Annotated in this window: 13 protein-coding genes; 5 read left to right on the top strand and 8 right to left on the bottom strand. The window is 33.8% G+C overall.

Annotation, left to right across the window (positions count from 1 at the left end; translation table 11 throughout):
* Positions 1-6 precede the first annotated feature (6 nt).
* The gene (locus tag A3G9_RS0105705) at positions 7-1,128 is read right to left on the bottom strand and encodes an ABC transporter ATP-binding protein (RefSeq protein WP_002817947.1); all 1,122 of its coding nucleotides are present in this window, start codon (positions 1,126-1,128) and stop codon (positions 7-9) included.
* A 114-nt stretch (positions 1,129-1,242) separates the two neighbouring features.
* Between A3G9_RS0105705 and A3G9_RS0105700 the strand changes: the two genes are divergently transcribed.
* The 3 genes from A3G9_RS0105700 to A3G9_RS0105690 are packed head-to-tail and all read left to right on the top strand — an operon-like array spanning position 1,243 to position 4,199.
* Positions 1,243-2,529, top strand: coding sequence for an ABC transporter substrate-binding protein (locus A3G9_RS0105700; protein WP_002817948.1), 1,287 nt, complete (start codon positions 1,243-1,245; stop codon positions 2,527-2,529).
* Positions 2,530-3,384, top strand: a complete 855-nt coding sequence (locus A3G9_RS0105695; RefSeq protein ID WP_002817497.1) for a carbohydrate ABC transporter permease — start codon at positions 2,530-2,532, stop codon at positions 3,382-3,384.
* Positions 3,384-4,199, top strand: a complete 816-nt coding sequence (locus A3G9_RS0105690) for a carbohydrate ABC transporter permease (RefSeq protein WP_002817498.1) — start codon at positions 3,384-3,386, stop codon at positions 4,197-4,199. The genes A3G9_RS0105695 and A3G9_RS0105690 overlap by 1 nt, the downstream gene beginning before the upstream one ends.
* Before the next feature lie 67 nt (positions 4,200-4,266).
* On the opposite strand, the gene A3G9_RS0105685 is transcribed toward A3G9_RS0105690, so the two are convergent.
* From A3G9_RS0105685 to A3G9_RS0105675, 3 genes are all read right to left on the bottom strand, one after another.
* The gene (locus tag A3G9_RS0105685) at positions 4,267-5,583 is read right to left on the bottom strand and encodes a C1 family peptidase (RefSeq protein ID WP_002821499.1); all 1,317 of its coding nucleotides are present in this window, start codon (positions 5,581-5,583) and stop codon (positions 4,267-4,269) included.
* Positions 5,584-5,715: 132 nt separating this feature from the next.
* Positions 5,716-6,675, bottom strand: a complete 960-nt coding sequence (locus A3G9_RS0105680) for a 2-hydroxyacid dehydrogenase family protein (protein ID WP_002817950.1) — start codon at positions 6,673-6,675, stop codon at positions 5,716-5,718.
* Between the two features lie 61 nt (positions 6,676-6,736).
* On the bottom strand, positions 6,737-7,108 hold the full coding sequence (locus A3G9_RS0105675) for a cupin domain-containing protein (RefSeq protein WP_002821502.1): 372 nt from the start codon (positions 7,106-7,108) through the stop codon (positions 6,737-6,739).
* 221 nt (positions 7,109-7,329) lie between these two features.
* Between A3G9_RS0105675 and A3G9_RS01000000109510 the strand changes: the two genes are divergently transcribed.
* Complete coding sequence (locus A3G9_RS01000000109510) at positions 7,330-7,800, top strand: cupin domain-containing protein (RefSeq protein ID WP_256210791.1); 471 nt, start codon at positions 7,330-7,332, stop codon at positions 7,798-7,800.
* 77 nt (positions 7,801-7,877) lie between these two features.
* Entirely contained in the window at positions 7,878-9,254 is a 1,377-nt protein-coding gene (locus tag A3G9_RS0105665; RefSeq protein WP_002817953.1) for a class II fumarate hydratase, read from the top strand.
* Positions 9,255-9,355: 101 nt separating this feature from the next.
* Here A3G9_RS0105665 and A3G9_RS0105660 read toward each other — a convergent pair whose 3' ends face one another.
* The 4 genes from A3G9_RS0105660 to A3G9_RS0105645 are packed head-to-tail and all read right to left on the bottom strand — an operon-like array spanning position 9,356 to position 12,477.
* Positions 9,356-10,048: an ABC transporter ATP-binding protein gene (locus tag A3G9_RS0105660; protein ID WP_002817954.1), complete on the bottom strand. Its 693-nt coding sequence runs from the start codon at positions 10,046-10,048 to the stop codon at positions 9,356-9,358.
* A complete protein-coding gene (locus A3G9_RS0105655; protein WP_002817955.1) occupies positions 10,045-10,602 on the bottom strand; it encodes a hypothetical protein in 558 nt (185 codons plus the stop codon). The genes A3G9_RS0105660 and A3G9_RS0105655 overlap by 4 nt, the downstream gene beginning before the upstream one ends.
* 11 nt (positions 10,603-10,613) lie before the next feature.
* A complete protein-coding gene (locus A3G9_RS0105650; protein ID WP_002817956.1) occupies positions 10,614-11,132 on the bottom strand; it encodes a stage II sporulation protein M in 519 nt (172 codons plus the stop codon).
* The gene (locus A3G9_RS0105645; RefSeq protein ID WP_002821504.1) at positions 11,104-12,477 is read right to left on the bottom strand and encodes a hypothetical protein; all 1,374 of its coding nucleotides are present in this window, start codon (positions 12,475-12,477) and stop codon (positions 11,104-11,106) included. Before A3G9_RS0105645 ends, A3G9_RS0105650 begins: the two co-directional genes overlap by 29 nt.
* Positions 12,478-12,548: the final 71 nt, after the last annotated feature.

Raw genomic sequence — 12,548 nt, 5'->3', positions numbered from 1 at the left:
AGATTATTATTTTTCTTCCATAAGTGATAAATTCTTCCCACTTTTGGGATCAAAGTAAAACAATTTGTTGTTTGGAATTGAAATCTGAAAATTTTTATCAGTATTTCTCGAGAAGTTTTTTTCGGTTTGAATAATAATTGTTTGACCAAACATATCAAGCGACAGCAAGCTGTGTCCGCCAAGATATTCGATAAAATTCAATTTTCCTTGTAGATTTAAGTTGTTTGATATTTTTTTGTTTTTTGTTTCTTTCTCTACTTGGATATTTTTGATACTTTCTGGTCGAAAGCCAATTAAAATTGATCCCTGATAATTTTTTAATTTATCGGGTAAAATATGACTTAAATCCAAATCACTTTGATTGATAGAAAACTTTCCGGAATCTAATTTCCCCTTTAATATATTCATGCTGGGTGATCCAATAAATTGAGCGACAAATAAATTAACCGGTGCATTGTACAACTCAAAAGGTGTGCCAACTTGCTGAATGCCGCCGTCATTTAAAAGCAAAATTCGATCGGCCATCGTCATCGCTTCGGCCTGATCGTGTGTTACGTAAATTGTTGTTGTTTTTAGTTGATGATGCAGCTTGATGATCAAGCTCCGCATATCGACTCGTAATTTAGCATCAAGATTGGATAATGGTTCGTCCATTAAAAAGAAATCGGGATCGCGGACCATCGCTCTTCCCAAAGCAACGCGTTGCCTTTGCCCACCGGAAAGCTCAGCCGGTTTTCTATTTAATAAGTCATTAAGTCCCAAGGCGTTAGCGGCTTTTTTAATTTTTGTTTCAATCTCTTTCTTTGTTTTTTTCTTCATCTTGAGGTTAAAAGCCATATTTCCGTAGACATTCATGTGCGGATAGAGAGCGTAGTCTTGAAAAACCATTGCCATCTTGCGTTGCTGGGGTGGCAATTTGTTAATTACTTTATTATCAACAGAAATTGTTCCGCCACTAATAGGTTCCAAACCGGCAAGCATTCTTAAAAAAGTTGATTTACCGCATCCTGAAGGGCCGATAATTGCCCAAAACTCGCCATTAGCAATCGTAAAGTTTAAATCGCTCAAAGTTTCTTTAACAGCCTTTGGGTATTTTTTGGTTAGATGACTAACAACTATATTTGGCATAATCTCACTCTCTTCCTTTAGTTTGAAACTATTTACCAAGTTTCTAAGTTATAATGAATAAAATAAATGTAATCTCTTTCTTGGATAGTGTCAACCTAAAGGAGGTGAGTCTCAATGCGAGTTAGGAAGCTATTTATCTTATTTGCTGCTTTAGCCTGTGTTATTATTTTTGCTATTTATAAATTGAGGCAATCTTCGAGTAGTTCGCAAAGTGTGACAACGATTAATTTTTTCAACCAAAAGCCGGAAGTAGCTGCTGGTTATCAAAAATTAGCAAAACTTTATGAAAAGGAGCATCCAAACGTTAAAGTAAAAATTACCACGGTTGGGAATGGCAGTGGTGCTTCTTCTTTGCAGGCCAAATTTGTTTCTGGGGATGCTCCCGATGTTGTGATGCTGGGCGGATTACCAGATGTTGATCGTTATCGCAAACATTTGATTTCTTTAAATTCGATGTCGATTCAAAAAAAGATCGTTCCGTCATTAAAAACGGGAGCCGAAATTGGTTCGACTTTGTATGGTATTCCAGTTGATATTGAAGGATATGGTTGGTCCTATAATAAGCAGATATTTAAAAAAGCCGGTATCGACCCGAACAGCATTCATAATTATGCGACTTTTAAAAAGGCTGTTGAAAAACTGAATTCAGAAAAGAAAAAACTTGGTTTGACAGCTGTTTTTGGTTTTAACGGCGGTGATACAACGACTATTGCTTCTTATGCAGCTCAGTTTTTATCTCAACATTTTAAAAATAACCTGACCAAAGCTTATTACAGTGAACATTTGAACTGGAAATACAGTAAGCAAATGCGAGCATATACTAATTTGATTAAAAAGTATAATGTTCAGCCGATTCTTTCGGTCAAATACGACCCTTCGGTCCAGGATTTATTCTTTAATGAAAAGGTCGCAATGATTCCTCAAGGCAACTGGATTATCCCAACTTTAGACGAAGCAGATAGCAGTTTTGTAAAGGATAAATTAGGAATGTTGCCTTTCTATGTCGGCAATAATAAACAAATTATGACTGGATCGTCCTGGTATATCGGTATTACCGACCAACATCCGGCTAAAGAGAAGGCAGCAAAAAAATTCGTGACCTGGCTGTATACCTCTCCAGAAAGTCAAAATATTACTGTTAACGAAATGCGCTTGGTCCCAGCAACAATTAATTATCCGTTAAGCAAGCTGCCTGACCCAATCTCGAAACTTGTTTATGTTGATGGAACTTCCAAAAACGCCTTTGTTCCGGTCCATAAGGAGTTTCCAAACGGTTTTACCCAGGAAGCCATAGGACCGAATATGCAGCGCTATTTCGCCAATCGAATAACTTGGAAGGAGTTTCAAAAACTTACCAGTAGGCAATATTATCAGTTAAGGCAAGTCCAGGGAGGCAAATAAATGTTCACCAGAAAATACAATTATTGGTTATTTATCGCACCGACATTAATTCTATTAGCTGTTATTATTGTTATTCCTTTTATTATTGGAATTTTCTACTCCTTTACCAATTCGAATGGCCTAACTGCATCTTGGATTGGTTTGAAAAACTATCAACTTTTACTTTCTGATGATAATTTTTTGGAAAGTTGCTGGTTAACGATTCTCTTTTCTTTACTTTCGGTGGTTGGAATTAATGTAATTGGACTTGGTTTTGCTTTATTGGTAACAAGAAGTGACAATTATTTTAATCGTTTATTGAGAACGATTTTCTTTGTTCCAAATTTGATCGGTGGGATTCTTTTGGGTTTTATTTGGCAGTTTATTTTTATTCAAATCTTTCAAGCTTTTGGCGAAAGTCTTGACTGGTCTTGGCTGAAGGGTTGGCTCAGCACCCCGGCAACTGGTCTTTGGGGATTGGTAATTTTATTCTGGTGGCAGATGAGTGGATATATTATGTTGATTTATATATCCTTTTTAAACAATATTCCAAAAAATACAATCGAATCAGCCGAACTGGACGGTGCCAATAATCAACAAATTTTTTGGCACATTAAATTGCCTCAGTTGGCACCCGCTTTTACGATTAGCCTATTCCTGACACTGGCTAACTCTTTTAAAATTTATGAACAAAATCTGGCTTTAACTAATGGAGGACCTTACCGGTCCACCGAACTTATTTCAATGAATATTTATAATACGGCCTTTGTTAATTACCAGCAGGGTTATGCCCAGGCTGAAGGAATTGTTTTGTTTATCTTCGTGATGCTTGTTTCTTTTGCGCAACTATATTTCTCAAGAAAGCGTGAATCATAATGAAAATCAGACCTACAAAATTTTTAATTACTCTTTTCGCTCTTATAGCAGGAGTTGTATGGATTTATCCCTTTGTTATTATCGTTCTTAATTCTGTCAAAACAAAAAATGGTATTTTTGCGAACCCGATTGGTTTTAATAGTTTTACGACTAAAAATTACTACCAGGCTTTTCAACAACTCGACTTCATACATAGTTTTTGGAATTCTTTGATTATTACCGTTGGCAGTGTTTTTCTAATTACAATTTTCTCTTCAATGGCAGCCTATGCTTTAGCTCGGACGAACAGTCGATTGAATTCATCGATTTATTATTTATGTGCTGGAACAATGCTGATTCCCTTTCAATCGATTATGATTCCTTTGGTTTCAATTTTTGGTAAGATTGATTTCCTCGATCGTACAAGTCTGATATTAATGAATACAGGATTGGCCTTGAGTTTATCGGTGGTTTTGTTTTATGGGGCTTTCCTCGGCGTACCGAGGAGTATTGACGAAGCGGCTATTTTGGATGGGGCAAGTACAATTAAAGCCTTCTTCATGATTATCCTTCCTAATGTAAAATCAATGACCGGGACGGTAATCATCCTGAATGCGATGAAAATTTGGAACGATTATCTGTTGCCATCTCTCGTGATTAACAAAGATGGAATGTATACTTTGCCGCTGAAGATGTATTACTTCTTTGGAGAAACAAATAGTCAATGGCAATTGGCTTTAGCCGGTTTGGTTTTGGCTATTATCCCGGTCATAATTTTGTTTGTATTGTTGCAAAAACAAATTATGCAAAGTGCAATCGAAGGTGCTGTTAAATAGTGTCTTCTATAAAAAAATTGCCGGTTAAATATTTCTTTGGCAATTTTTTTCTTTTTATTATTGAGTTTTAATGAAGCGGATCCCAAACAGGTAATTCCTCTGCTGGTTGTTTTAATATTTCTTGGAGTTCTTTGCTTAAGTATTTTTTGTGGACAACAACTTCATAGACAAAATTTTCGAACCAATCTTGGCTCATAACAAAATACCCGTCTTTTCCTATTTTGTCACCCCAACTATTTTCAACCTTCCATTTTGTCGGCTGCTTATCGATTAAATCGACGCCGGTTAAAGTCATTGCATGAGACACTTGGCCTTCTCCGGTTAATAAACGCTCCGCTTTTGTCATTTTGGTATTTATCGAAAAGAGTTCTTCTGTCCGATACAAAATGCTGTCAAGAAAGCCGGCTTGGCGATCGAGCTGCTGTAAAACATCATTACCAAACCAAACCGTTTCGCCATCTTTTAATTGTTGGATTGAAAGATCGGCTAACAATTTCATGTCGACATTTAAAAATTCAATTGTTCTTCCTTTGATAATATTGTTTTCGCATGGCAAACTATAAAGTTTGTTTAACGGTTTATCCGGCGAGTTGGTGACAACTACATAATTGTCAAAATTTTTATTAAAATATTTCTTATAAAATTCTTTAGCCGTCAACTTTGCTTCACGGTGATATTTTTTGTTATCATCACGATATTCTAAATCGAATTTTTTTGGTGGTTCACCAAAAGAGTAAGCCGCGATTCGATAAACTTCGGCCAACATCTCATTTTCACTTGCTTCGATTTTTTCTTTTGTTGCTCCATTGGCAACCAATTTCCGTATTGCTAAAGCATCTTTGCGAAGTTTTTTATCCATTACTTCCGCAAATTCGTCAGTTTTGTTTGTATTATAGCTTTCCGGCATCGTACTGGCCGGCATTAGGCCATACTTTTCGATTAAGCCGGCTGCCATTGCCCATTGACCTCCGTCCTGGCCGGGAGTATCGAGGAAAAATTCGACTTCACGATCATTAATTGGTTTTTGAGCGGTTCTTTCGATATTTTGATAGAAAATGTTTGCTCTCTCGATTTTGTCCCAAAAAAATAAATAGTTTTGTGAGAGCTGGAAATCTTTAACATGATATTTTTTTGCAAATGTGTGTCGCAAGGTATCTAACATTGAAAATTCCCAACAACGTCCACTATGTTTTTGATTGGTGACTTTTCCAGTATCCAGTTCAATCGAAAAAGTGCGATTTAAACGAGTGGCAGCCGTATTATCGTAACTTGCAGCGTGAATACCATTTTTTGTGACCGTTCTCGTTAGAATTGATGCTTCTTTATTTTGCTTGAACTGATCTCTTAAAGATGATATTTTTTCTTTCGTTAATGCAGATGCCATAACCATTCCTCCAAAGTTAATTAACTTCTAATTTAAGGTTATGTTTTGTTGCTTGTCAACTTTGTTTTTGATTAAGATATGCGATAGGCTAGTTGGTTGTTTGAAACAACGAGTTTAAATTATGGCTGTGTATTAATTAACGATATATTTCGGTTTTTCACCATTTAACACTGATACCACATTTTTGGCGACGACTTCAGCCATTGCATTACGGGCTTCGATGGTTGCATTGCCGATATGGGGAGTCAGAATAACATTTTTCATCTGTTTAAATTGATCATCAACTTTTGGTTCATGTTCATAAACATCTAAAGCAGCTCCAGCAAGCTGCTTTTCTTTTAGGGACTGTAGCAATGCATTTTCGTCAATTAACGGTCCACGAGCAGCGTTAATTAGGAAAGAAGTTTTTTTCATAGTTGCAAATTCTTTAGCACCCAACAAGTGATGGGTATTTTTCGTTAGTGGCAAATGCAAGCTAATTACATCGCTTTGTTTAATTAATTCGTCTTTTTCCAAGAAAACAGCATGAAGTTCTTTTTCCTCATCTTCTTTTAAGTGATGCCTTTGTGTGTAAACAATTTTCATATCAAAGTCCTGCATACGTTTGGCCAAAGCCTTGCCAATCTGACCCATGCCGATGATCCCTAATGTTTTTTTAGATAGTTCATGGCCTAAAAAGAATAAGGGACTCCAGCCATTGAATCCTTGATCGTGCATTAAATTATCTCCTTCAACCAAACGATGCGATAGGGAAATAATTAGTCCTGCTGTGACCTCGGCTACTGAAGTAGTCGAGACAAAAGGAGTGTTTGTAACAGATATTTCTTTTGCTCGAGCACTATTTATGTCGATGTTATTGAATCCGGCTCCAAAGTTCGCAATTAATTTTAATTTTGGAGCTGCATTTATTACGTCTTCATCAACATCTGTTGATAGAGAGGTAATTAAAAAATCTTTATCTTTGACTTTATCAAGTAATTCCTTCTTTGTAATTAATTTATCACCCGTAAAAATTTCGACATTTAGGCCGGCTTGTTGAAGTATACTATTTGCAACTTGAGGAAGCTCCGCTGTGATGAGAACATTTTTCATAAGATTAATCCTCTTTAGTTGGATTTATAAAAATTGAATTATAAATCCGATAATTGATATTTCAGATGCGTTTTAAATTGGAAACGGTTTTTTCATCTTTGACGTTTCCGGTATTTAATGTTGTTGCCGGTTCGAATAACAAAACCTCCGCTACTCCATTTGCGACCGGCATATGTTCAACGCCTTTAGGAACAATAAAGAATTCGCCTTCTTTTCGTTCATATTGTTTTTCCTGATTGTTTTCCTTGAGATGGATTGTAACTGACCCTTTAATAATCAAGAAAAATTCATCTTCGTTATTGTGATGATACCAGACAAATTGATCGTGAAACTTTGCTAATTTGATTTGGTATTTTCCTAGATCGCCAACGATTTTGGGTGACCAATAATCGTTGAATTGTTTGAATTTATCTTCTAGATTAACTTTTTCCATAATCAAACCTTCTTAAATATATTTTTTTGTTGCCTGTCTAATATAATAGACAGTATGAAAGTTTCTTTCAATGAAATCCATTATCTTAAATGATTATCGTTTAAATAGTAAATATATTGTACGGAGGGAATATTTTGCAGGTTAATCATCTTGGAAAAACCTTATTAAACTATCGTCAACAAAATAAATTAACAATTCGAGAATTGGCCGTTTAGTCGGGAATAAGTGCCTCTTTGATTAGACAAATTGAACGCGGACGGGCAAATCCATCATTATCCGTTCTAACGATTATTGCCAATACCTTAAATGTACCTTTATATACACTTTTTATTAACGATGTCGATACTGACAGTTTGATATCACGAAAAAAAGATCGCAAGATAATTTATCGGCAGGATAGTGCCCATACCGTTCAGGATATTTTGACGCCTGATTTTATGAGGACTCATATCAAACTCTTGATGATGGATCTAAAACCTCATTCTGTGACTACCAAGTCTTATTATGTTCATGAAGATAAAGAGGAATTGGCAGTCGTTATGTCCGGCACCACGCAAGTCGAAATGAACGCTAAGGAATATTCTTTGCAAGAAGGCGATGTTGTGCGAATTCCTCCATATGTCAAACATCGATTCTTAAACCGATCGAATTTGATCGCGCATGTTTTGTTTGTTTTGACTCCAAAAATATAGTTTATTGAGTAAGCTGTTTTTTACTTAATAATAAAAAATGATTAGTTCAAAATTTTAGTTAGGAGAAATCTTTAAAAATGGATAACGAGAAATATCGAATCGAAAAAGATACTTTGGGAGAAGTTAAAATTCCTGCAAGTGCCCTGTGGGGACCTCAAACTGAACGAAGTCGACAAAATTTTAAAATCGGGCAAAGAATGCCTTTTGAAATAATTGAGTCTCTATTACAGATTAAAAAAGCAGCTGCAGTGGTTAACGAAAAAAATGGTGAAATTAGTAAAGAAAAATCTAATTTAATTGTTGAAGTAATTGATCAACTTTTGGTGGGAAAATATCAAGATGATTTTCCATTAGTTGTTTATCAAACAGGTAGTGGAACGCAAACGAATATGAATGTGAACGAAGTGATAGTTCACTTGGCGGCTGAAATTAATCCTAAGGTTTTGTTACAAGCAAATGATGATGTTAATCACTCGCAGAGTTCCAATGATACTTTTCCCACCGCGATGGCAATTGCTGCTTATGATGCTGTAAAAAAATTGTTATCTGTTTTGGAACATTTGGAAAATTCATTGAACGATAAAGCACTTGAGTTTAAAAATATTGTAAAAATTGGTCGTACCCATCTTCAAGATGCCACCCCAATTACTTTTGGACAGGAAATTAGTGGTTGGTCCAGCCAGATAAAACACAATTTTGATTATTTGCAAAATAATAAAAAGACTTTACTTGAATTGCCAATCGGAGGAACAGCGGTCGGTACCGGTTTGAATACCGTCAAAGATTTTGATCGACAAATGGTCGAACAACTATCGGTCCAAAAAGGAATAAGTTATCTTGTTGCTCCGAATAAGTTTCAAGGTCTGGCCGCACATAGCGCTATTAATTTCATTCATGGTATTTTTAAGACTCTTGCAGCTGACTTAGTTAAGATTGGCAACGATATTCGTTTTCTCGCCAGTGGTCCCAGATCAGGATATGGTGAGATCAATATTCCTGCTAACGAACCTGGCTCTTCAATCATGCCCGGTAAAATAAATCCAACTCAAATCGAAGCACTAACAATGGTAGCTGCCCGTGTAATGGGAAATGATACAACAATTGATTTTTCATCCAGTCAAGGAAATTTTGAAATGAATGTTTATAAGCCAATTATAATTCAGAGCTTTCTTGAAAGTGCAAAGTTATTGACTGAAGCAATTGGTTCTGTTGATAAGAATCTAATTCAAGGAATTACCGTTAATCAAAAAAGAATGAAAGATCTAGTCGATAATTCGTTGATGACTGTTACGGCTTTAAGCCCACATATCGGCTATGAAAAAAGTGCCAAAATTGCCCAAAAAGCATTGCGTGAAAACACCAAATTAATTGATGCCGCTTTAGCTAGTGGGTATGTAACTGAAAAAGAGTTTAGAGAGTGGGTCGATCCTTTTAAAATGACTTCACATAAATGATTTTGGCCAGTAATTTGAAGTTTAATGATTTAAAATATCCAAATTCAGTTCACTATAAATCCTTTATTTAAATAGTTCATAATTTTCGATTCATATAAAACTTAATCATGATCTTTATAGGATTCCAATACTATTTCTTCGCTATTAACATCTTTTGCATTGTAAGCAATAATTTTCTTTTCGGAAAATAAATAAATCATGTCGGCAATCTTTTCCGATAATGCCATATCGTGACTGGTTACGATAACTGTTTTGCCTAATTTTTTGTAATTTAAAATTTGTTTACGCAAAAAATCGACATGGTAAACATCAAGTCCTAAACTCGGTTCATCCAATAAAATTATTTCTGGAGCAATAATATCAAGAATTGCAAGATCGAGTCTTTTCTTCATGCCAGTCGAAAAAGTCACAGAAAAATCTGTCTCTTCAAACAGATTATAAGATTGTAAAATATCTTTTATCTTGCGATCAGAAAGTTTTAATTTAAACAGTTCGCTATAATAAAGCAGATTTTCTTTGGCTGTTAAATACTCTACTGATATATTTTCAACGGGTAAAGAGAAAATTTTTTTGCGAAGAGACTTGGAGTACGGAATACTGGCATCTTTGTTATCAATCTGAATGCTGCCGTGATTTATTTTGTTCAAGCCGGCCAATATATCCATCAACGTAGTTTTACCAGAACCGTTTTTCCCGACGAAAAAAGAAATTTTATTAGAAGGAATCTGTAAATTCACCTTATCGAGGACAAGCTTGTCCTTGTATTTTTTTGTTAAATTATTAATTTTAATCATTTTAATAGTGCTCCTGAAAATATTAAGGACGCAGAGGTTATGATTCCTAAACAAGCTGTTAAATACAGTTTGCATTTTTTAATTAAAGGTATACAAGCAATAAAGATTTTTCCCAAGAGCATGATTGCCAACAATAGGGTGTAATTATTAAGGCTTATCATAGGAAGTGCCTTGCCTAAAAAAATGGTTGTTATTGCCAGTACTGCAAATGTAATTAAAGTGACAAAAGCTAAATTATAGGCAAAATCGTTTATGATTTTAAAATCAACCTTGGTTTCTCTTCTAATTGAGGATTCTAAATTCGCAATTAGCCTCGTGGTTGTAATTACAATCCAGATATTGACAATCAGAGTCAAAACTTTAAAAGCAAACTGTAATATGACGTTGTTGTATGTAGCAAAAACGCTATTGAAAAATGTTTTTGTTATCTCTTCTTTGCTGCTCATTTCCTGAATTAGTTGTCCAAAAGGATTTGGAAAGTTAACATAGACTATTGAATATAGAATCAGAACCGCGATAGCAAAGATCCAAAAAGTTTTTTTGTTGACTATCATTTAAATTCCCTTCATTTTATTGATAAATTTGATTCTATGTAGGCAGACACAATGCTTAGCATTAAACAAACAAAAAATGTTTTTATTGCTAGTTTTAACAATTCATTGTCAAAAATAATTTTTTTATTTGTAATTTTTTGAATCAATAAATAAGAACCGAATGCGCTGGCAAGAAGAATCTCTGGAATTTCAAATACTCCATGCAACAGGACCTTATGGATCAACATTCCAAAGCCGTATTGTTCTAGTAATGCTCTAATTTTAATTCCGAAAATCAAGAAATTATATGCTAAAAGTATATTTGAAACCACACCTATCGTTAAGATTGATATCATTAAAATTACCATTATAAGCATATTGTGCATAAAAATTTCTTTTATCGATAAAACCTGAATTTTCAAGTTAATTTTTATGCCGGTGATGTTCAAACCTACCAAGGTGAAAATAGATACGATTGCAGTGGATAACATTATTGAAAGAACGAACGGTTTTGTAACAATTTTATCTAATAAAAAATCGATATTCGCCATAAAAATTTCTCCTAAGTAAAATAAACAATAATATATTTATAAAAAGTGTAAAGATAATATAAATTGACATAATCACAACAACTGTATTTATTGAAACTTTCAGAATTGTGTTCATAAGAATGGTCATTTCTTCAATCGTGACTTGAATAAACAATACGGATATTGTTACAGGAAAAGCCATTGAATTTTCAAACCTCTCTTGGCCTTTATATCGAATGCTGATATTTGAAAAAATCTGTACTGTTAACGCCAATGAGATTCCGTTTATGAATAAAAGAAAGGCACAGTAGGCAGCAATTTTTAAATCAATCAACGATAGAGAAAGCATTGTTACGACAGATATGAGAATATTTGCAATCGAGAGCAAAATTGATACAAAGGCTTTCCTCAGCAAATATTTTCTTAAGTCGTAGCCAGTTTGTATAATTCCCTTAATTATTTTTCGATCTGACGATAAGTTTAAAAAAATGAAATTTGCAAATAAAATTGCTTGTGATAACGTCAAAATTATGAAAGTACTCTGTAAATTTAACGATTCCATAGATATGATTGACAATAAAAGCAAAAGTTTAATCATTAACCGGGCAAGAGGAAAAATCAACAAATTAGATACGAAATGAAATTCTCCCGAGTTAATCATTTCTCTTAAAAATTTTTTATAAAAAATATTTGAAGGGTTAACCCCTTTTTTTAAAAAAACTTCATCATTTTTAGTGTTGTATCTTATGGATACTATTACCAAAGTTTTATATAAAAGTAAATACAATAAAATACCTGCAACACTGTAAATCAAAAGTTCTAGATTACTTATTTTGAATAATTTCCAATTAAATATTCTATTGATATTGATAGAAATTTTTACTCTAAAAATATTTAAGAAATAAAAAATTATAATTGTTTCGGAAATAATTTCTCCAATATTCTTTATTAGTTTTATCCATTTAGTGTAGAAAACAAAACTTAAAACTTGAGAGCTTTTATTCGTAATTAAAAACAGCACCCATGCAGCAATTATAGATAAAATTATTCTCATATTTATTTTTGTTAGCAACAAAGGAAAACTAATAATTGTTAGCAAAGTTATAAATGATATGAAAGTGAAAACCTCGTATTTAACACTTTTTATAAATATTATTTGTTGGTATTTAATTGGAATACCCTTAAAACGGCAGGAAATGTTTTTAAGAAATTTTGTTAAGTCCTTATCGGAAGAACCAAATCCAATTAAACCAAAAAACAATAATATCAAACATATAGAGTCGTAATGATTTTCGATAAAACTATTGGCAAAAATAGAAATAGCATAACCAAGTAACAAATAAGTAAAAAGAACAATGGAAATCATTTTCGCAATTTTTTGTCATAGAATTTTTCTCGAATGAACGCCAATAACTCAAAATAAATAATTTTTTTCAT

Origin of the sequence: Oenococcus oeni DSM 20252 = AWRIB129, assembly GCF_000372485.1 — a bacterium.
Classification (GTDB): Bacteria; Bacillota; Bacilli; order Lactobacillales; family Lactobacillaceae; genus Oenococcus; species Oenococcus oeni.
The sequence above is the reverse complement of the archived record's forward strand: the minus strand, read 5'-3'. Positions and strand labels throughout refer to the sequence as shown.